Below are 19,893 nucleotides of genomic sequence, written 5' to 3' on the forward strand. Positions count from 1 at the left end.
CCTTCCGCACGGGTGCGCATTCTGCCAGAATGGCGTCCCCGGGAGCCTCCGGGCGAGGGCACGCAGGGAGCTTCGATGGACGATCACATCCGCCGCGGCATCAGCCTCACCGCCGTGCCGAGCGGCACCGGCTGCGTGGAATGCCTGAGCGGCGCCGAACCGGGCTGGTGGTTCCACCTCCGCCGGTGCGCCGAGTGCGGTCACATCGGCTGCTGCGATTCGTCGCCGTCTCAGCACGCCAGCGCCCACGCGCTGACCGCTGGCCATCCCGTCATCACGTCGTTCGAGCCGGAGGAGGACTGGTTCTACGACTTGACGACCCAGCAGACCTTCGACGGTCCGCGGCTGCCGGATCCGCAGTCCCGACCGTGGAATCAGCCGTCGCCCGGTCCGGAGGGCAAGGTGCCGAAGGACTGGAAGCGCCACCTGCACCGTGCGTGACGATATGTGTCGTCCCGTGACAAGGATTGACACGCGCACGCTCCGGAGCTGCTCCCGCGTGTGATCCTCCTCGCATGAGCCCAGATTCCCGGAGCGCCGCCACGGCTGCACCGACAGACCTGACAGCCTCGACAACTCGGACAGCTTCGGCAAGCCCGCCTGCATCGACAGGCCCGACATCCCCTGATGCCACCTCCCAGCCCGACATCCGCACCCAGCGGCGGTCGATGCTCGCGAGCGTCACCGGCCAGCTCCTCGAGTGGTACGAGTGGAGCGCCTACGCGGTGTTCGCCCCCTTCATCGCCGGAGCGCTCTTCAACCCCGACAACCCGGTCTCCGCGCTGCTCGGCACCTTCGGCGTGTTCGCGATCGGCTTCCTGTTCCGACCGCTGGGTGGGATCGTGTTCGGCCGGATCGCCGATCGCCGTGGGCGCCGGTTCGTCCTCGTCACCACGATGCTGATGATGGCGGGCGGCTCCGTGCTGATCGGCCTGCTGCCGACATTCGAGTCGATCGGCGTCCTCGCCTCGATCCTGCTGCTGCTCGCCCGCGTGATCCAAGGCTTCGCCCACGGCGGCGAGTCGGCGACGGCGAACTCCTACATCGCGGAGATCGCCCCGGCTCGCAGCCGCGGCCTCTGGGGATCGACGGTGTTCATGACGATCTTCGCGGGCGCCTTCATCGCGTTCGTCGTCGGCGGCATCATCACGTCCTCCTTCTCCGAGGCGGAAGTCCAGTCGTGGGCCTGGCGGATCCCGTTCCTGCTCGGCGCGCTCCTCGCTCTCGTCGCCCTCTGGCTGCGGGTGGGAATGGTCGAGTCGCAGGTGTTCCAGCAGGACGAGGAGTCCCCGGCCGTCGCGGCCACCTCCGCCCACGGTGCCCTCGCCGAGGCGCCCGCCGGCCGGTCCGCCTCCGCGCCCGCTGGCCGGTCTGCCTCCGCGCCCGCCAACCGGTCGGCTCTCGCCGGGGCTCCCGCCGGCTCCTCGGGACCGGCTCGCATCCCGCATCGCGGACTCGGCGCCGAATCGTTTTCACCGGACACCCTCAAGCCGCTGAGCACGCCGCTGTCCATCGTGCTGATCTTCTTCCTCGTGTCCGGCGTGGCCGCGAGCAACTACACCTGGACCTCGTACGTCTCCACCTACGCCGTGACCCAGGAGGGTATGGACGCCTCCGGCGCCTACTGGGCCCTGGTCGCCGCGCTCGTCGTCGGGCTGGCGGCCCTGCCGTTCTGGGGTGCGGTGTCGGACCGGGTGGGTCGCAAGCCGGTGCTCATCACCTTCGCCGTCGGCGTCATGGTGACGCAGTTCCCGCTCATGTCCTTCATCGACGAGCGTCCGTGGACCCTGTTCGTCGCGACGTCCGTGGCACTGTTCGTGCTGTCGGCGGGTGCGGCACTGCTCGCCTCGGTGATGGCGGAGACCTTCCCGACTGCGGCGCGCACGGCCAACATCGGCCTGGCGTACTCGCTCGCGACTGCGGTCTTCGGCGGCACGACGCCCTACGTCAATCAGCTGGCGGCGTCCCAGGGTGTTCCCTGGGCTTCGAATCTGTTCATCGTGTTCGCGGCCGCGCTGGCCCTCTGGGCCGCGTTCCGCCTGCCCGAGCGGAAAGGCATCGACCTCACGATCGTGCGGTAGACAGCCGGCCCGCGCCTCGGCCGTCGGCCGACTCGCCCGCGCCGCGGATGTCGAGCGGTCCACGCTCGCCCGCGCCTCGGGTATCGAGCGATCCGCGCTCGCCCTCGGGCGCCAGACCGAGGATCGACTCCGCGATCCGGTGGGCGTCGATGAGGGACTGAGCACGTTTGCCCGGGTTGGCGGCGATCGCCAGGCCCAGCTGCACCGCGGACAGCTGGATGGACAGGCAGTGGCGGCGCGGGTGAGCATGCCCGCGGGCGTCGACCGTGCGATGGGCGGGGCCTTCGACGACGATGCCGCTCAGCGGCTGCTCGATCCCGTCGGGGCCGATGTGGGCGGCGACCGCCAGCTGGCCGCGCTCGAGCATTCCGGAGATCAGCTCGTCGGCGGCATAGCGCACCTGATTCGCCGGGGACGCCGCATCGACCAGGGCCGGAGCGCGCACCGGCTGAGGCACGGCGGGGGAGTCCGCGATGAATGCTGCGGGCTCTCCGGCGCGGGAGGTCGTGATGCGCACCTCCGGACCGACGAAGTCGACGAGCCCCGCCTCCGTCAGCGCGATGAGCTCGGCATAGCGCTGCGGGGGAGGGCCATCGCAGATGCCGGCCACGAAGTCCTCGAACCAGCCGCGGATCTCGGTGACCAGGCTGGCCTCCGCGATCCGCCCCGCCGCCACGAGCTCCTTGAGGTAGGCGCGCGCGGACCACAGGACCGCGAACAGCGACTTCTCCGGGGACCGCTCGGGTCCGAGCCTTGAGGCGGCGAGGTCGGCGCGCAGGAAGTCGAGCATCCATGCCGCCAGCGAACCCGCCCCGCCGCGTCGCTGAGCGAATTCCAGCCCTTCCAGGGGACGGAGGAACCGGCGCAGGTCGAGTCTGCGTGAGGAGTCGGCGACGACGTCCGCCTCGATCGCCGACCACGCCGGGGACTCGCGGGTGAGCCGGCCGGGTCGATGGTCGGTCTCCCGGGTCTCGGCCGCGGCGCGCCGGCTCAGGTGCCGGTCGACGCCCTCGACGAGGGCCTCCTTGAGGCGGCCCGGATCGGCGGCGAACGCCTCGCGCTCGGACAGTGCCAGCGCGGCGTACCAGCCATGCCGGACGTCGGCGAGGATCAGCGGCCACAGCTGGTCGTTGAAATGCAGCGGCTCGTCGTCACCTGCGAGCCGTTCGACGTTCTCCGGTGTGAAGTAGCGGAGACGGTGGTCGGTCAGCGGATGCTCCGGGGTGATCGGCTTGGTCCGGTAGGGCACCCCGCGGCGGGACGAGGGAGCGAGGATCGGCTCGTGCCCGCTGGGGTGGTAGGCGAGGCCGTCGGCGGTCTCCTCGAACCGGCCGCCTCTGCCGGTCGTCAGCAGGGTCTGGAGGTCGAAGAAGTTGAGCCCGAACCCGCGGAAGATCACCGGTTCGCCCGCTGGGAGGCGCTCCACCTGTGCTTCCGCGGGCAGTCCGGGCGGCAGATAGGTCAGGTGCGAGTCGGCGGCGAACCGCGCCCAGGCCGCTCGCTCGTCAGTGAGCTGGGCGGGAATGTGGCCGACGCTGAGGACGACCGCCTCGGCCTCGACGGTGGTGCCGTCGGACAGCCGGACGAGCTGGGCCTGATCGCGGGAGTCGATTCCGGTCGGCTCCACGATCGCCGTCGCCGAGGCGGGATGATGCACCGTGGTCACGTTCGCCGCTGCATGGGCGCGGATATGGTCGTGGGCCCAGCAGAGATAGCGGCCGTAGAGCGCTCGGCTGGCGAAGGTCGAGTCCGGCTTCGCAGTGCCGCCGCGGGTGCGATACCACTCGGCCATGTCCGGGCCGGTGTCGGCGAAGTCGACGCCGCAGCTGGCATCCGGGAAGACCGTCTGCTCCCCGAGCGTGGTGTTCATGAGCAGTTCCGGATGCTGATCCGTCCGCCACACCTGGCCCGCACCGGGCGGGTGCGGGTCGATGAGATGGATCTCGAGGTGGGATTCCACCCGCGGGGCCAGTGCGGTCAGCCGTTCGAAGACGCTCAGTCCGCGCGGGCCGACGCCGATGATCGCGATCCGCAGCCGGTCACCCGTCATCCCCGACCGGCCTCTGCTCCGGCACCTCCGGCAGCTCCGGCTCCGGTGTCAGCGCCGGTCCCGTCTGCGGCGCCGGCCGCGCCTGCTCCGGCACCTCCGGCAGCCCCGGCGTCGGTGGGTCCGGGGTAACCCGGCCACGGATCACCCGGCGTGTAGCCCTCGGGGAAGCACATGCCCTCGGTGTTCTCGATGCCCGGTGCCGGGTCCTCGCCGCCCTGACCGCCTTCGCCGCCTGCGTCCTCGGGGGCGGGTTCATCCGTCGGTGCCGCCGGGGACTCCTCGCCCGCGGCGCCCGCCTCGGTGGTCTCCTGCTGGGCCTCCTGCTCGGCCTGGCTGTCCACCTGCGGGTTCACCTGATCCTGCACCCACGTGTGGAGCGCCTCGAAGTCGGGGTTGGTGGTGTCCACGACGTCGTTGTTGATCTGAGCGGACTTGATCTCCGCGCTCTGCATGTCGACGGCGAGCTCGACGAATGCCGGCACCTCGTGCTGGGGAATGTCAGTGGCCACGTTCTTCCCGGCGCTGCCGGCGAGCTTCGGGTAGGCCATCGCGATCTCCTGCGGATCGACCTGGTCGAGCGTCGTCTTGATCATGCGCTGCTGGCGGCACATGCGGTCGTAGTTGTCGCTGCCCTCGCGGGAGCGGACGTACCACAGCGCTTCGTAGCCGTCGAGCGTCTGCGGGCCGGGATCGATCCAGCCGTGGATCTTGTTCTTCATCCCGGTGTTGAGGTTGGTGCCGCCGCCCATCGGGATGGGCCGCTCGACCACGATATCGACGCCGCCGATCGCGTCCACGACGTCCTCGAAGCCCTCCATGTCCACCGAGGCGAAGTAGTCGAGCTGCAGCCCGAGCGATCCCTCGACCGCCTGCATGGTGGCGAACATGCCCGGCTCGAGGCCGCCGGTGTCGCCGACCTGGTCCGGGTTCTGCTCCGCCCAGGTCCACACGGCGTTGATCATCGACTCCTGCGGGCCGAAGGCGTTGAAGCCGTAGGGGAAGACCGATGCGAGCTGGGAGCCCTCGGGGAAGATCGGCAGCGCCAGGTTGCGGGGAACGGAGATCAGCGTGGTCGCTCCGGTCCGGGTATCGATCGAGGCGACGAGCTGAGTGTCCGGCCGGGTGCCCTCGCGGCCCTCCCCGGTGTCACGGCCGATCAGGAACACATTGATGCGCGGCGTGTCCGCCCACAGATCCTGCTTGTCCTGCACCAGTCCACCCGAATTGCCGAACACCTGCGAGATCGTTGAACCCTGGACCCGTGCGTAGCCGGCGCCCACACCGAGGGGAACCGCGATGCAGATCATCAGCGACGCGACGAGCACCCCGCCGAGCAGCTTCTGCGAGCTCCGCAGGAGCTCGCCCCGCTTGAGGATCGCGTAGGTGCGCAGGATCACGAACAGCCACAGCAGGGTGCCCAGGATCAGCAGGATCGCCGTAGTGTTGAGGATCAGGGGGCTGGAGATGATGCGGCCGGCGGCGCGGACGGGTCCGCGGTAGATGACCCAGGCCATGACAGCCAGGATGCCGGCGAAGAAGCCGATGAGGAGGAACCAGCCGAGCCTCGAGTTCTTGCCCCGGATCATCCCCAGACCGGGGAAGGCCGTGCCCAGACTCGTCCAGCCCACGATGCCCGGGAAGCCGTCGCCCACGCGGGTCGATCGGCGAGGGCTGGGGTTCTCCTCCCGCGCGGCCTCCCGCAGCGAGGGCGAGGACAGTGCCGGCAGCGATCCGCCGCCGGAGCGATCGCGACCGCCGCGGCCGGACCTGCCTCCGGTGGCCGCGCCTTCGCGCTTCGGCGGCACCCAGCGCTTCCGGCTGCGGCGCCGGCGTTCGGCCTCGCGCGCCTCGGCCCGGGTCGAGGGGGAGTCCGCCGCGGCCGCGGCAGCCGCGCCGGCGCTCGCCGCTGCCGCCTTCCGTGGGTCCACGCCGCGGCGGGTTCCTGCGGAGGAGTCGCCGGCGTGACGCGGTCGAGCGCTCGCGCCGGGTTCGCGGCGATTCACATGCTGTTCGGCAGCCCGCGGCCGAGGCGCCGGCGGGTGGGGGCGATCCGCCGGCTGCGCGCGGCGCGGCGTCCGACCGGACTCGGCCCGGTCGGCGGCGTCCGCACGGGCGGACGCGCCCCGGCCCGGAACCGCCTGCTCGGGAAATGTGCGCTGGCTCGGGGGAGTGGGGCTCGACTGGCTGGGGGTGGACGTCTGCTGCTCGCCGCGGAGGCGGGGACGCTTGGATGCCCTGAAGGCAGCGCTGTTGGGCTGGCTGCCAGTTCCCGACTCAGGGTCCCCGTTCTCGTGCTGCGGCAATTCCTCACTCCTTGGGCTGCTTCAGCAGGTGTCAGAACACAACTGCGGGGTCGACGTGCGGCCCCGTCGCGCTCGTCGACGTACTTTCACAATGATCGGTGGTCGAGTCTACGGCGATTACATGTGGTTTCAGTGTAATTCGGGTGAGCGGCGGCTCCGCTTTGCCCGGACCGCGCCGAGTCGGTAGTCTTGTGCTGGTCGCGCTCGTCGTGACCTCTGGAGTCGTGGCTGAGCGGCCTAAAGCACCACCCTGCTAAGGTGGAGTCCTCTGAATTGGGGACCGTGGGTTCAAATCCCACCGGCTCCGCACCGGATCGAAGCCCTGAGAACCGCTAGAACAAGCGGCTCTCAGGGCTTTCTCGTTTCATCAGAATCGGTCCGTGAGCACATCTGATTTCAGACCGCCTCGGCGCGTGCCTTGTCGAGAGCATCGGCTACGACGTCGAGATCGTCATCGAAGAGGTCGCTGTACACGTCGAGCGTCATCGCCGCCGAGGCGTGCCCGAGCATCCTCTGCACGGCCTTCACGTTCGCCCCGGCTTGCACCGAGAGCGAGGCCGCAGTGTGGCGCAGCTCGTGCACCGTTAGCGACGGCAGACCGGAGACCCTGATCGCAGTCTTCAGCCATGACCGTTTCGTTTCACCGCTGTTCGGTCGGCGCAGGTGCCCACCCTCGCGGCCGGGAAACAGAATGTCGTCCGGTGTCTTGCCGGCGCACTGGGCGGCGATGTCGGCAGCGAGGAACGCCGGGTACACCACCTGCCGGCGCTCGTGATTCTTCGGTGTGCTGACGATGATCTTGGAGCCCACCTCGACGGCATTCTGAATGATACTGAACCGCCGACGTAGCGGGTTCACGTCTCGCACCCGGAGCCCCGACAGTTCGCCCCATCGCATCCCGCAGTAGGCCAATACGCGGATAATGAGAGCGTGCTCGCCGGACGCTACCGCGAGATCGTCAACCTGCTTGTGAGTCAGGTAGATGTGCTCCGAGCGACGCTTGCGCGGCAGGTTGTCGATGAGGCGGGCGGGGTTCGCATTAATCCGCCGATCCTTCACCGCGTCATCGAGGATGCCGGCCAGCACACCATAGGCGCGGATCGTAGTGGTGGGGGAGGCGTCGAAACCAGCAACCCAATCCGCGACTTCGCTGGTAGTGATCGTGCCGACCTTATAGGAGCCCCAACGTGGCTGCACTTGCACGCTCCATGCCGATTTCAGTGGCCGGAGCGAGGACGGCTTGAGGTGCGACTGTCGAGATAGCCATTCACTGCCGAGCGTGTCGATAGTGGCCCTTGTCAGCGCTGGATCAATGAAAGTGCCCCACGCCTGCGAAACCTCGTTGTCAGCAGCCCACAGTCGGGCATCCCGCTTGGTCTTGAATCCACGTTTCGTAGATTGCTTCCGGTCGGGCTTGCGATACCGCACCGCGTAACGTCTGCCGGCTTTTGTCTGGCATTCCTCAATCGTTGCCACGGTCCAGCTCTTCTCGAATCTCTGTCAGCAGTTTTCTTGTGACTTGGCCTTTCGCTTGGGCCGACGCCCCTGGAGGTGACCGCTTCTCGACCTCTACGGAGAGGATGTCTCCCCACAGCTTCACTGTGCGGATGCCGGATGAGGTGGAGCAGGGGAATGTGAAGGCGCAGCGGGCGGCGCAGGCTCATTGGAGGCGGGAGTCGAGGAGGCGTAATGGCTCGGTGGCGCAGTGACAGTGTTGGGGAGGTGTCTGGTCCGCGCCGGTTCACGGTTGGGGAGTTGGAGCGGATCAGTGAGCTGACGTGGGGTTTGACGACGTTTGATCGGGGCCGGTTTTGGGATTCGGATCATGTGGAGTTGCGGGAGTCGTGGCGTCGGGAGTTGGAGGGGTTGCATGAGGCTGCGGACCGGCGTCGAACGAGTCTGCATTCGCTGTGGGAGCTGTCGCGCGTGCTCGATCCTGAGGAGGCGTTCTACACGGAGGTGACGGGTGAAGTGTATGCGCCGGGATCGGGGCATTGCTTCGCCGCTGGGGAGCCGTGGAGTAGCGCTGCCGACTGATGTGGGGAGGGGGTGGCCGGCGTTTCTGCCCGAGCCGTGCCCATCCCTCTGCCCGACGCTGGTGCGGCTTAATCTGTAGACGCGGAATCGAGCCAGCCGGCGTCTCTGCTCTGCTCAATGAACTTGACCGTCTTGATGACGGTCTCGCGGATCATCGCTGAATCGTAAAGTCGGATCAGCAGAGCTTCGTTCTCGGGCAGACTCTTCAGTTCACGATACTTGTCAAAGTCGGCGTGCAGGAGGCGTCCATAGGCGAGCAACTTCCATGTGTGGCGGTACCCGATGTTCTTTCCGTTGGCTACCACCTTGCGGCCAGCTTCAGTGCCGGCATAGACGCGCTTATACGTTGCATCGGCCTCGTCCATCGCATTAGATGCATCAACGCCGACCGACCCTGCGAGAACTCGCAACGACTTGAATACTGCCGGAAGGTGGACGGTTTCCCCTTGCGTCAAGAATTTGCGCTCAAGCATCGTTCGCACGCTCAAGGCGATCCTCTCGGCGCGAGTGAACGGCCGACCTACCACGCGCGATTCGAACAGGCCGAGTTCGTCAACGAAGCTGAGATAATCGCGTGCAAGATCATGGAACATGTCGATACGTTGGCCGTCGCTCGGTTCTGTCGTCCCCTGGGTCATGCATCGAGGATATGTCACCACTCAACCGGCGAACAGCCGCACATCACCGACCTCATGGAGCCCGGTAACGGTCACCGCGACCTCATGGACGTTCAGCGTGTCGAGGCGGTAAACGCGATGTTGCCCGGTTCGGCGCTGCGGAGCGGTCGCCTTATTGTTCGTTTTTCGTATTGTTTACTTTTACAATTTGACAGTCGTGGCAGCTGGATCGTGATTGCAGGAAATCGACAAAGGGCGTTTTGTAGGGTGGGCTCGACTCGGATGCTGTCAGCCGAGCCTGTCTGCCCTGGTCGACTCGTCGAAACGGGCGACGACTCCTTCAAGGAACCCGATCAGCTGCCCGAGATCCCCAGCATCCACCGCGAATCTCTCCCGATCGTTGAACTGGAGAGAAACGAAAACGGGCTTGTTCGGGTCACCATCCCAGTCCAGCTGCTCGATGTTGGCGGTCACCGTCCACTCGCCGAGGTCTCGACGGAAGGAGCGGCCAGTGGTGTAGTCAGTCGACCGGTGATCGAACTCTCCGGGGGATACATTGCAGTTGTCGTGGACGCACCATTCCGGGTGCAGGGCTTCGCTGTTCAGCATCTCGACGGTCTCAGTGTTCGTGCGCATGATGTCCTCCCTAGGAATGATGTGGTGCGGTGAAAGGCTAGACAGAGGTGCTGACACGGTGTGTCATGTTCTCCGGCGCGGGGGAGGTCGGCGCGTAGTCCGTGAGCACATTTTGAGCACATTCTTCCGAGAAACCATCTGATCCAGCGTTATCCCGAATCACCCGTAGGCGCTTAAACGCTGGGGTCGGCGCTCTGACCAGCACGTATCCGGGGTTTCAAATCCCACCGGCTCCGCAGATCGAAAAGCCCCTGAAGATGCGCCTCGGTGAGGACGTGCTTCGGGGGTTTTCTCGTTGTCGCTCGCCGCGCCGGTCAGGACCTCGAGGAGCGCCCGGGGCCCGTGTTCGAGGGCTCTGCAGTCGCAGTCCCAAGTGCTATCTTCGGGTCATGACGCAGCTTCGCATCTCCGTCGCCGCCGGCCTGCTCGGGGTGTCCGATGACACGATGCGCCGCTGGGTCGACCAGGGTCGCGTCGCGGCCGCCACGGAGGAATCCGGCCGGCAGGTTGTCGATGGTGCTTCGCTGGCGAAGCTTGCCCAGCAGATCGCGGCGGAGAAGAACATCGACGCGCTGGACGCGGGGGCGGGACACCGCTCGGCTCGCAACCACCTCATCGGGCTGGTCACGAAAGTCACCTCGGACCCGGTGATGAGCCAGGTGGAGTTGCAGTGCGGACCGCACCGGATCGTCTCGCTGATCTCGACCGAAGCGGTCGAGGAGCTGGGACTTGAGGTGGGTTCGCTGGCCACGGCGGTGGTCAAGGCCACGAATGTGAGCATCGAGGGCCGGTAGGAGGGGTGGTACCGACCATAGCCCTCCCGAGGAGGCGATCACGACATGACCGAACCCACTGCGGCATCTCAACTGTCAGTCACCGTCGCCGAGATCTACGAGTCCCGGTTCGTCCCTTCCGTCTTCGCCGGCTGGGCCCGAGCGCTCGTCGACGCCGCTGATGTCGGTCCTGGAGACGCCGTCCTCGATGTGGGCTGCGGCACCGGAATAGTGGCTCGGACGGTCGCCGACCGAGTGCCGGGTCACGGGTGGATCGTCGGCGTGGACATCAGCGATGGAATGCTGAGCGTCGCCCGCAGGCTGCAGCCCGACGTGGAGTGGCAGCAGGGGGATGCAACGCGCCTGCTGTACGCGGACGAAGCGTTCGACGTCGTTTTGAGCCAGGCCATGCTGATGTTCGTGCCCGCGCCCATGGACGCGGTGCGGGAGATGGCACGCGTGGCCAAGGAAGGCGGGACGGTCGCCGTGCACGTGTGGGCGTCGCTCTCCCAGCAGCGAGGATGGGGGCCGTTCCACGAAGCGATCCGGCGGCATGCGGGGCCCGAGGCGCTCGACATGGTCTCCGGCTACTGGCGGATGGGGAACCGCGAAGCGGTCGTCAAGATGTGCACCCGGGCGGGACTGCGTGTCAAGCAGGCCAGCACGGTGGAGCGCGACGCGGTCTATCGGTCGGTCGAGCAGTTCGTCACCACGGAGATCGCAGGGACGCCGCTGGAGGCCGCCCTCGATCCCGGTGCACTGCAGCACATCATGGAGGACACCGCCGCCGGCCTCACGCGGTTCCAGCGCCCCGACGGCCGCCTTGCGGTGCCGCTCGCCGGGCACATCGTCGTCTGCCGGAAATGAGGCGCGACTGGTAGAATCTTCGCCATGTGCTCCCACCTCGGCATCGCCTCGATGAGGCTGCGCAGCCGCCGCTGACGGCGGCGCAGCGCTTCATCACCCTTCAGATTCCTGCGGCCGTCGTCCGAATGACCTTCCGGGCGGCCCCTTGAGGCGTGCCCGGCTCACATTCGAGCTTCGGAGCACACATTGTCTTCCAACATCAGCCACCACGGGCGATCCCTCACCGCTCACCCACCAGTTGCCCCCTCCCACAGTGGCACCGCCGGCAGCGCCCTGCCCGCCGGTGATCGCTCCCACATCCGTGCCGCCGGCATCCGCGTCGTCCTGGGCGGCCGGCCGATCCTCACCGACGTCGACCTCACCATCTCCGCCGGCACGCGGCTGGCGGTCGTCGGAGAGAACGGCCGCGGCAAGTCGACCCTGCTGCACGTGCTCTCCGGGGCGCTCACCCCGGACTCCGGCACCGTCATCCGCCTGGGCACCATCGGGGTCGTCGAGCAGGAGATGACCGCCGAACCCGGCGCAACCGTCGGTACCGTCGTCGCCGACGCGATCCGACCGTCGACCGCAGCACTGGAACAGCTCGACGCCGCAGGCGAGGCGCTGGCAGCGGGAACTCCGGGCGCCGACGACAGCTATGCCTCGGCCTTGGAAGCCGCCACCATGCTGGATGCCTGGGACGCGGAACGCCGGATCGACGTCGCGCTCGAGGCGCTGGGCGCATGCACCGATCGGTCCCGCCCGCTGGCCGAACTGTCGGTGGGCCAGCGCTACCGGGTGCGGCTGGCGTGCGTGCTCGGAGCGCGGCACGACATCCTGCTGCTGGACGAGCCGACCAATCACCTCGACGCCGGCAGTCTGACCTTCCTCACCGAGAAGCTGCGCGCGCAGCCCGGAGGGCTGGCGATCGTCACCCACGACCGGGCGCTGCTGCGCGCCGCGGCCGGCGAGTTCCTCGATCTCGACCCGTCGATCGACGGCCGACCGGTGCTGTACTCGGGCGGCTACCAGGAATGGCAGGCCGGACGTGCCCGTGCGCGGGAGCACTGGGAGCAGGAGCATGAGCGTCAGGTGACCGAGCAGGCGAAGCTCCAGGAGTCGCTGACGTCCGCGCAGAGCAGGCTGACCACCGGGTGGCGGCCGGACAAGGGCACCGGCAGACATCAGCGGCAGTCCCGGGCGCCGGGGATCGTGAGCCAGGTCAAGCGGCAGCAGGCCGCGCTCGAGGCGCATCGGATCACCGTCCCGCCCCCGCCGCAGCGGCTGCGGTGGCCGGAACCGGGCACCCGCCTCGGCGTCCCACTGCTGCGCGCCAGGGACGCGGTCGTTCCGGGCCGGCTGACCGCACCGGTGTCGGTGCACCTCAGCGGGGGCGACCGCCTGCTCGTCACCGGGCCCAACGGTGCAGGAAAGTCGACGCTGCTCAGCGCGCTGGCGGGGGAGTTCTCCGAGTGCGACGTGTGGCGGCTGTCAGGGGCGCGGGTCGGATACCTGCGCCAGGAGGTGGTGCAGTGGCCGCAGCGGCGAACGGCGGCGGAGGTGTTCGACATGCACGTCGGGAAGCTGGCGCTGGAGCGCGAGGCGACGGCAGGGAAGCACGAGGCGCGGGCCGGGGGGCACGAGGCGTGGGCTGGGAAGCATGGGGTGATGCCCGGTGAGCACGAGGCGACCTCGCTCAAGGCCACCGGGCTGCTCGGCGCCGATGCAGCCGGCACCCCGGTGGGGCGGCTGTCCGTCGGTCAGCAGCGCCGACTGGAGCTCGCGATGGTGCTCGCCGCTCGTCCCGACGTGCTGATCCTCGACGAGCCGACGAACCACCTGTCGGCGACTCTGGTCGACGAGCTCACCGAGGCGCTGCACACCACACGGGCGGCGGTCGTCGTCGCCACCCACGACCGGCAGATGCTCGCGGACTTCGCCGACTGGCCGGTGCTGGCGCTCACATCCGGAACAGCGTCCGGCAGTCCGGGACCCGACCGCGGCCGCCCAGACCGTCGAGCTCCAGGATGACGGCCGAGCCGACCAGCTCCCCGCCCAGCTCCGCTATGACGTCGTACGCCGCCCGCATGGTGCCGCCGGTGGCGAGCACGTCGTCGACGAGCAGAACTTGGCGGCCGCGCAGGTCTCCCGAGGCCTCCATCACCGCCGAGCCGTACTCCAGGTCGTACTCGACCCGCACGTCCGGGTTGGGGAGCTTGCCGGCCTTGCGCACGGCGAGCATGCCGGTCCCCGCCGCGGCAGCCAGCCCACCGGCGATGAGGAAGCCGCGCGCCTCGATCCCGGCGACGAGGTCGAACTGCCCGGCGAACGGGGCGGCGAGGCCGTCGAACACCACCCGCAGCGCCTCGGGGTCGGCGAGCATCGGGCTGATGTCGCGGAACTGCACGCCCGGCTCCGGGAAGTCGGGAGTCGTGGTGATGAGCGCCTGTGCCCTCTTGAGATCGGGGGAGCCTGCTGCGAGCGGGACGTGGGCGAGGAGTGATTCAGTCACGTCTCCAGCCTAGCCCTGTGAGCCACTTCACCCGGGCGGCGTCGAGTGCTAGGATTGTTCAACAATCCTTGGGGAGGGATCGACGGACATGGTCACCATCGACGTGAACTCGGATCTGGGCGAGACGACAGCCGGGAACCCCGTCAGCGATGACGCCGCCATCATCGAACTCGTGTCGAGCGCGAACGTGGCCTGCGGATTCCATGCGGGCGACCCGCACGAGATCGCCAAGACCGTGGAGGCCGCTGCCAGGCGCGGAGTCAGCGTGGGAGCCCACCCGGGCTATCGCGACATCTCCGGCTTCGGTCGCCGCTTCATCGACTACGCGCCAGACGAGCTCGCCGACGAGGTGCTCTACCAGATCGGCGCGCTCGACGCGCTGGCGCGGGCCAAGGGAACCCGGGTCAGCTACGTCAAGCCGCACGGCGCCCTCTACAACGCGATCGTCCACCACGAGGAGCAGGCACGCGCGGTCATCGACGGCATCAAGGCCTTCAGCGGAGACCTTCCGGTCCTGCTGCCCCCGGGTGCGGTCGCGATCGAGATCGCCGAGCGCGCCGGCCTCCGGACAGTCCGTGAGGCATTCGCCGACCGCCAGTACACCCCCGACGGCACCCTCGTGTCCCGCCGGGAGCCCGATGCGGTCGTCTCCGATCCCGACGTCGTCGCCCAGCGGGTGGTCAGGATCGCTGAGAGCGGCACCCTCATCGCCCGCGACGGGAGCGAGATCCGAATCCGCGCCGAATCGCTGTGCATTCATGGTGACTCGCCGGGCTCGGTCGAACTTGCCGGGCGCATCGTCGCCGCGCTGCGCGAAGCCGGCATCGAGATCCGCAGCTTCGCATGAGCCCCGCCCGCGCCGCTGCCCTCCACCGCGTCGGAACGCGGGGCGTCCTCGTGGATCTCGACAGCCTCGAGGACGTCCTGGCCTGGCATGCGGCGCTGACGGCGGATCCGCTGCCGGACCAGCGCGACGTGATCGCGGCAGCCCAGACGCTGCTCGTCACCCTGCAGACGCCGGCCGCGGCGCGACGCGCCTATGAGCGCCTGAGCGAGTTCGCGCCCGAATCGTCCCTGCCGTCCGGCGGTCGCGAGATCGTCATCGACGTCGTCTACGACGGTGAGGATCTGGACGCGGTGGCGGACGCCCTGGGGATCTCGGCGCAGGCGCTCATCGATCGCCATACGGAGGAGACCTGGGCGGCCGCGTTCGGCGGCTTCGCCCCCGGCTTCACGTACTGCGTTGCCACCGACGGCACCTGGGACATCGCGCGCAGGGACTCGCCGCGCACCGCGGTTCCGGCAGGATCGGTCGCCCTCGCCGGCCACTTCTCCGCCGTCTATCCGCGTGAGACTCCCGGTGGCTGGCAGCTCATCGGCCGGACCGAGGCGCCGATGTGGGACGAGTCCGCCGAGCCGCCGGCCAGAATCACCCCCGGCGACACCGTCCGCTACCGGGCGGTGCGCTCCCACGCCGAGGCGGCACCCGGCTCCAGGGCCGACCCGGCACCCGAGTTCGCGGCTGAACCGGCTCGCGCTTCCGCGGACGCCGGCAGTGCCGCTCGGCCGGTGCTCGACGTCGTCGACGCCGGCCTGCAGACCCTGTTCCAGGACATGGGGCGGCCCGGGTTCGGTGACCTCGGCGTCGCGTCGTCCGGCGTGGTCGACCGGGCATCGGCCTGGACCGCCAACCGACTGGTGGGCAACGGCCGGTCGGCAGCCGTGTTGGAGAACGTCGGCGGACTGCGCCTGCGCGCCCTCGTCGACACCGTCCTCGCGGTCACCGGCGCCGAGGCGCCCCTCACCGTCTCCGGGTCCGCGCCTCGGTCCTCCGCGTCCGTGCCGCGGTCGCATCCGCTGGCGCACCCCGTGCTGCTCAGGGCGGGGGAGGAGCTGCAGGTGGGCGCTGCCGGCGTCGGGATGCGCAGCTACGTCGCCGCGCGGGGCGGCTTCGCCGCCCGGGAGGTGCTCGGCTCGGCCGCCACCGATGTGCTGTCCGGGCTGGGCCCGGAGCCGGTGCAAAGCGGGGATCGGCTCAAGGTGCGGGTGCCGAAGGGAGTGGGCGCGGTCGAGCTGTCGGCACCCAACCCGCTGCGCATCATCGGGACCGAGGCCACGCTCCGGTGCGTGCCCGGTCCCCGCGAGGAATGGTTCGACCCCACGGAGCGTGCGCGCTTCGCCGCGGTGACGTGGTCGGTCACCGGGCAGTCGAACCGGATCGGGCTGCGCCTGGCCCCGTCCGGTGATGCCGAACCGCTCCGGCGCCGCGGCAACGGGGAGCTCGCGAGCGAGGGCATGATCTCCGGATCCGTGCAGGTCCCGCCCAACGGCAATCCGGTCCTGTTCCTCGCCGACCATCCGGTGACCGGCGGCTACCCGGTCATCGCGACGGTCGTCGCGGAAGACCTCGACATCGTCGGTCAGCTGCCACCGGGCTCGACCGTGCGCTTCCTGCCCGTCGATCCGCGCACGCTCCTGCCAGTCCACGACGTGCCCGCCGCGGTCGACGACGCGCCCGCCGTGGACGGCGGCCGATCTGCCACGGGCGACGACGCCCCGACCGACGAGACCAGCCACGACTCCCATCCGAACGAGGAAGCCGAGGACCGGACATGACCATCACGACAGTGCTCATCGCGAATCGGGGCGAGATCGCCGTGCGCATCGCGCGGGCCGCCCGCGACTTCGGCCTGCGCTCGATCGCGGTCTACTCCGAGGCCGACGCCGACGCCTTCCATCCCACCGTCGCGGACGAGGCCTATGCGCTGCGCGGCACGAGCGCCGCCGACACCTACCTGAACATCCCCGCGCTGCTCGACGTCGCGGCCCGCGCCGGTGCCGACTGCGTCCATCCCGGCTACGGGTTCCTGTCCGAGAACGCCGATTTCGCCCGTGCCGTCATCGACGCGGGCCTGACCTGGGTGGGTCCGAAGCCGGAGACCATCGACCTGCTGGGCAACAAGGTCGCCGCCCGCCGGCTGGCCGCCGAGGTGGGCGCTCCGCTGGCGCCCGGCACCGAGGACCCGATCGAGAGCTGGGAGGCGGCACGCGACTTCGCGCAGGAGCACGGTGTGCCGATCGCCATCAAGGCGGCGTTCGGCGGCGGCGGCCGCGGCCTCAAGGTCGTCCACGACATTGCCGACGTCGAGGAGGCCTTCGCCTCGGCGGGGCGGGAGTCGCAGGCGGCGTTCGGCCGGAGCGAGTGCTTCGTCGAGAAGTTCCTGGTGCATCCCCGGCACGTCGAGGCGCAGGTGCTCGCCGACACCCACGGCAACACCGTCGTGCTCGGGACCCGTGACTGCTCTCTGCAGCGGCGGCATCAGAAGCTCGTGGAGGAGGCGCCCGCCCCGTTCCTCACTCAGGAGCAGCATCTGAGCATCGTCGACGGATCACGGGCGATCTGCGAGCGCGCCGGCTACATCGGCGCCGGAACCGTCGAGTTCCTCCTCGCCGAGGACGGCACGATCTCCTTCCTCGAGGTCAACACCAGGGTGCAGGTCGAACATCCTGTCACCGAGGCGGTCACCCGCGTCGACATCGTCGTCGAGCAGTTCCGGATCGCCGCGGGTGAGAAGCTGTCGGTGATCGACGACCCCGACCCGGTGGGCCACGCACTCGAGTTCCGGATCAATGCCGAGGACGTCGCCAACGGCTTCGTGCCCGCGCCCGGCACCGTCACCGTGTTCGCCGCCCCGACCGGTCCCGGCATCCGGGTGGACTCCGGGGTGCGCAGCGGTTCGGTGGTGCCCGGATCCTACGACTCGCTGCTCGCCAAACTCATCGTCCACGGCGACACGCGTGACATCGCGCTCGCTCGGGCGCGCGACGCCTTGGCCGAACTCCGGATCGAGGGCGTCCGCACCGTCATCCCCTTCCACCGCGATGTCGTCTGCCACCCCGACTTCACCGGCGGAACGCTCGATGTCCACACCGGCTGGATCGAGGCCGAGTACCGGCCGGGGATGGCGGCTGCGGTGCCGGAGGCCGCCGAGGAGTACACGGAGCGGACACGATTCAGCATCGAGATCGATGGGCGGCGGCATGAGATCGCGGTGCCGGCCGATGTGCTCGCCCGCGCGGGAGGCGGCGCCTCGGGCGGGGCCGGCCGGGACGGCTCGGCAGGTGGGGGACCGGCCGGCGCCCCGGGCAGCGGCGACGGGGGCGGGGCGAATGCCGCGGCCGGCTCCGGGAGCGCCGCCGGTGCGGGGGACCCGGCGGACGCCTCGGCGGGATCCTCGGACGGCGCGGCGGGCGCCTCGGGGGGATCCTCGGACGGCGTCGCGGTGACGTGCAGCTACACGGGAACCCTTGTGCGGTTCAGCGTCGAGGACGGCGCCGAGGTCGACGCGGGGCAGGAGATCGCCGTGATCGAGGCGATGAAGATGGAATCGGCGGTGAACGCCGAGGCGCCGGGAATCGTCCGCCTGGCCTCGCTGGCTCCCGGCGACGCTGTCGAGCAGGGTCAGCAGCTTGCGACCATCGACTCCCGTGCGCACTGAGTCGGGAGTGCCGGCTCAGGCCGCCGAAGACGCATCGAGCCTGCGCCAGCGCGCCGTCGGCGCCGTGCGGGCGCGCATCTCCGCCGGTCGGCTGCGGCCGGGTCAGAAGCTCAACGAACAGGTGTTGGCCGGGGAGCTGCAGATCTCCCGCAACACGCTCCGGGAGGCCTTCGCGACGTTGGCCGAGGACGGCATCATTCTGCGGATCCCTCATCGCGGAGTCTTCATCAGCTCGCCCGGCGCCGCCGACATCACCGACATCTACGGCGCCCGCGCGGCTCTCGAGCCGGCGGCGCTGCTGTGGGGGTCCCAGCGCGATCTCCCGCGGCTGGCCGAGGTGGTCGCCGTCGCCGAGGCGGCCCGTGCCCGGGGAGATGACTCGGCTGTCGCCGACGCCAACCAGGAGTTCCACCGGCGGGTCGTCGCCGGGGTGGGCTCGCCGACCCTCGACGAGACGATGGAGCGGCTGCTCGCCCGGATGCGGCTGGTCTTCGTGCGGGTGCTGGAGCGCGAGCCGGAGTTCCACGGCCCCTTCGTCGACGAGAACCGCGCGGTCGTCGAGCTGCTCGCCGAGGGCAGGACGGAAGAAGCCGCGGACCGGCTGCGCAGGTCGATCGAGTGCACAGGGCGGGAGCTGGTCCGAATCTTCGACTGATCGCGGAGCCGGTCATGGGATCATCGGGGCTGTGCGTCGGATCGGCGGCTGTGCGGCGGATCGTCGATCTTCAGGGTACGGGTCAGGGCACCTGGTACTCGAGATCCCGCGCATCGGTGACGAGCATGTGACCCGGGGCGTGGGCGATGGCCAGGGGCGGCTTGGACTCCATGACCGCGGCCTGGGGTGTGACGCCGCAGGCCCAGAACACCGGGATCGTCCCCGGCGCCACGTCCACGGGAGTGCCGAAATCGGGAGTCATCAGATCCGCGATGCCCAATGCCGCCGGGTCGCCGATGTGGACCGGGGCGCCGTGCACCGCCGGATAGCGGGAGGTGATGCGCACGGCGTCGGCGACACGGTCCGCGGCGATCGGGCGCATGGACACCACGAGCGGTCCGGAGAACCGGCCGGCGCGCTCGGCCGGCAGCGCGGTGCGATACATCGGGACGTTCACGCCCTGCTCGATGTGGGCGACCGCGATCCCGTTGTCGACCAGCGCCGACTCGAAGGTGAATGAGCAGCCGATGAGGAACGCCACCAGATCCTCGCGCCAGTGCGGGCGCACGTCGGGCGTCTCCTCGGTGAGTGCGCCATCGCGATACACGCGATAGAGCGGCACGTCGGTGCGGATGTCCCCGCCGGCGAGCAGCTCGGATTCGAGCTGCCCCGACTCGAGCACGCCGAGCACCGGACAGGACTTGGGGTTGCGCTGCGCGAACAGCAGGAAGTCGAATGCGCAGTCCTCGGGGACGGCGAGGAGGTTGGCCTGGGCGAAGCCCCGGCTGAAGCCGGATGTCGGCCGGACGAGCCCGCCTCGGAACAGGGCCCGCGCCTCGGCAGGGGAGAGAGCACCGGGATCCGCCGGCGGGTGCGTCATCATG

Annotated in this window: 16 protein-coding genes and 1 tRNA gene; 10 read left to right on the top strand and 7 right to left on the bottom strand. The window is 69.4% G+C overall.

Annotation, left to right across the window (positions count from 1 at the left end; translation table 11 throughout):
• Nucleotides 1-75 precede the first annotated feature (75 nt).
• Nucleotides 76-441, top strand: coding sequence for a UBP-type zinc finger domain-containing protein (locus LXN01_RS00135; RefSeq protein WP_236862513.1), 366 nt, complete (start codon nucleotides 76-78; stop codon nucleotides 439-441).
• 227 nt (nucleotides 442-668) lie between these two features.
• Nucleotides 669-2,081, top strand: coding sequence for an MFS transporter (locus tag LXN01_RS00140; RefSeq protein WP_236862514.1), 1,413 nt, complete (start codon nucleotides 669-671; stop codon nucleotides 2,079-2,081).
• Here LXN01_RS00140 and LXN01_RS00145 read toward each other — a convergent pair.
• Both LXN01_RS00145 and LXN01_RS00150 read right to left on the bottom strand, forming a co-directional pair.
• Complete coding sequence (locus LXN01_RS00145; RefSeq protein WP_236862515.1) at nucleotides 2,065-4,131, bottom strand: FAD/NAD(P)-binding protein; 2,067 nt, start codon at nucleotides 4,129-4,131, stop codon at nucleotides 2,065-2,067. The two genes, LXN01_RS00140 and LXN01_RS00145, sit on opposite strands and share 17 nt — an antisense overlap.
• Nucleotides 4,128-6,059, bottom strand: coding sequence for an LCP family protein (locus tag LXN01_RS00150; RefSeq protein WP_236862516.1), 1,932 nt, complete (start codon nucleotides 6,057-6,059; stop codon nucleotides 4,128-4,130). Before LXN01_RS00150 ends, LXN01_RS00145 begins: the two co-directional genes overlap by 4 nt.
• 593 nt (nucleotides 6,060-6,652) lie before the next feature.
• Here LXN01_RS00150 and LXN01_RS00155 point away from each other — a divergent pair.
• Nucleotides 6,653-6,741, top strand: a tRNA-Ser gene (locus LXN01_RS00155).
• A gap of 89 nt (nucleotides 6,742-6,830) precedes the next feature.
• Here the strand turns inward: LXN01_RS00155 and LXN01_RS00160 are convergent.
• The 3 genes from LXN01_RS00160 to LXN01_RS00170 all read right to left on the bottom strand — a co-directional run bounded on the left by LXN01_RS00160 (nucleotide 6,831) and on the right by LXN01_RS00170 (nucleotide 9,724).
• Nucleotides 6,831-7,910 (bottom strand): site-specific integrase, encoded by a 1,080-nt coding sequence (locus LXN01_RS00160; protein WP_236862517.1) that lies wholly within the window; start codon nucleotides 7,908-7,910, stop codon nucleotides 6,831-6,833.
• A gap of 629 nt (nucleotides 7,911-8,539) precedes the next feature.
• The gene (locus LXN01_RS00165) at nucleotides 8,540-9,109 is read right to left on the bottom strand and encodes a hypothetical protein (RefSeq protein ID WP_236862518.1); all 570 of its coding nucleotides are present in this window, start codon (nucleotides 9,107-9,109) and stop codon (nucleotides 8,540-8,542) included.
• A gap of 267 nt (nucleotides 9,110-9,376) precedes the next feature.
• Nucleotides 9,377-9,724 carry a hypothetical protein gene (locus tag LXN01_RS00170; protein WP_236862519.1) on the bottom strand — a complete coding sequence of 116 codons (348 nt, stop codon included), beginning with the start codon at nucleotides 9,722-9,724 and terminating at the stop codon, nucleotides 9,377-9,379.
• A 389-nt stretch (nucleotides 9,725-10,113) separates the two neighbouring features.
• Between LXN01_RS00170 and LXN01_RS00175 the strand changes: the two genes are divergently transcribed.
• The 3 genes from LXN01_RS00175 (at nucleotide 10,114) to LXN01_RS00185 (ending at nucleotide 13,374) form a co-directional block, all read left to right on the top strand.
• A complete protein-coding gene (locus LXN01_RS00175; protein ID WP_236862520.1) occupies nucleotides 10,114-10,518 on the top strand; it encodes a TOBE domain-containing protein in 405 nt (134 codons plus the stop codon).
• A 45-nt stretch (nucleotides 10,519-10,563) separates the two neighbouring features.
• Entirely contained in the window at nucleotides 10,564-11,364 is an 801-nt protein-coding gene (locus LXN01_RS00180) for a class I SAM-dependent methyltransferase (RefSeq protein ID WP_236862521.1), read from the top strand.
• Nucleotides 11,365-11,637: 273 nt separating this feature from the next.
• A complete protein-coding gene (locus LXN01_RS00185) occupies nucleotides 11,638-13,374 on the top strand; it encodes an ABC-F family ATP-binding cassette domain-containing protein (protein ID WP_236863098.1) in 1,737 nt (578 codons plus the stop codon).
• On the opposite strand, the gene LXN01_RS00190 is transcribed toward LXN01_RS00185, so the two are convergent.
• Nucleotides 13,304-13,855: an adenine phosphoribosyltransferase gene (locus LXN01_RS00190; protein WP_236862522.1), complete on the bottom strand. Its 552-nt coding sequence runs from the start codon at nucleotides 13,853-13,855 to the stop codon at nucleotides 13,304-13,306. The genes LXN01_RS00185 and LXN01_RS00190 overlap by 71 nt on opposite strands.
• Nucleotides 13,856-13,943: 88 nt before the next feature.
• Here LXN01_RS00190 and LXN01_RS00195 point away from each other — a divergent pair, with 88 nt between their 5' ends.
• The 4 genes from LXN01_RS00195 to LXN01_RS00210 are packed head-to-tail and all read left to right on the top strand — an operon-like array spanning nucleotide 13,944 to nucleotide 19,009.
• Nucleotides 13,944-14,702 (top strand): LamB/YcsF family protein, encoded by a 759-nt coding sequence (locus tag LXN01_RS00195; RefSeq protein WP_236862523.1) that lies wholly within the window; start codon nucleotides 13,944-13,946, stop codon nucleotides 14,700-14,702.
• Entirely contained in the window at nucleotides 14,699-16,471 is a 1,773-nt protein-coding gene (locus LXN01_RS00200) for a 5-oxoprolinase subunit B/C family protein (RefSeq protein ID WP_236862524.1), read from the top strand. The genes LXN01_RS00195 and LXN01_RS00200 overlap by 4 nt, the downstream gene beginning before the upstream one ends.
• Nucleotides 16,468-18,354: an acetyl/propionyl/methylcrotonyl-CoA carboxylase subunit alpha gene (locus LXN01_RS00205; RefSeq protein ID WP_236862525.1), complete on the top strand. Its 1,887-nt coding sequence runs from the start codon at nucleotides 16,468-16,470 to the stop codon at nucleotides 18,352-18,354. Before LXN01_RS00200 ends, LXN01_RS00205 begins: the two co-directional genes overlap by 4 nt.
• Nucleotides 18,344-19,009 (top strand): GntR family transcriptional regulator, encoded by a 666-nt coding sequence (locus LXN01_RS00210; RefSeq protein ID WP_236862526.1) that lies wholly within the window; start codon nucleotides 18,344-18,346, stop codon nucleotides 19,007-19,009. Before LXN01_RS00205 ends, LXN01_RS00210 begins: the two co-directional genes overlap by 11 nt.
• An 82-nt stretch (nucleotides 19,010-19,091) precedes the next feature.
• Here LXN01_RS00210 and LXN01_RS00215 read toward each other — a convergent pair whose 3' ends face one another.
• Nucleotides 19,092-19,889, bottom strand: a complete 798-nt coding sequence (locus tag LXN01_RS00215) for a putative hydro-lyase (protein WP_236863099.1) — start codon at nucleotides 19,887-19,889, stop codon at nucleotides 19,092-19,094.
• Between the last annotated feature and the right edge of the window lie 4 nt (nucleotides 19,890-19,893).

The organism is Brevibacterium daeguense, from assembly GCF_021729135.1.
Lineage (GTDB): Bacteria > Actinomycetota > Actinomycetes > Actinomycetales > Brevibacteriaceae > Brevibacterium > Brevibacterium daeguense.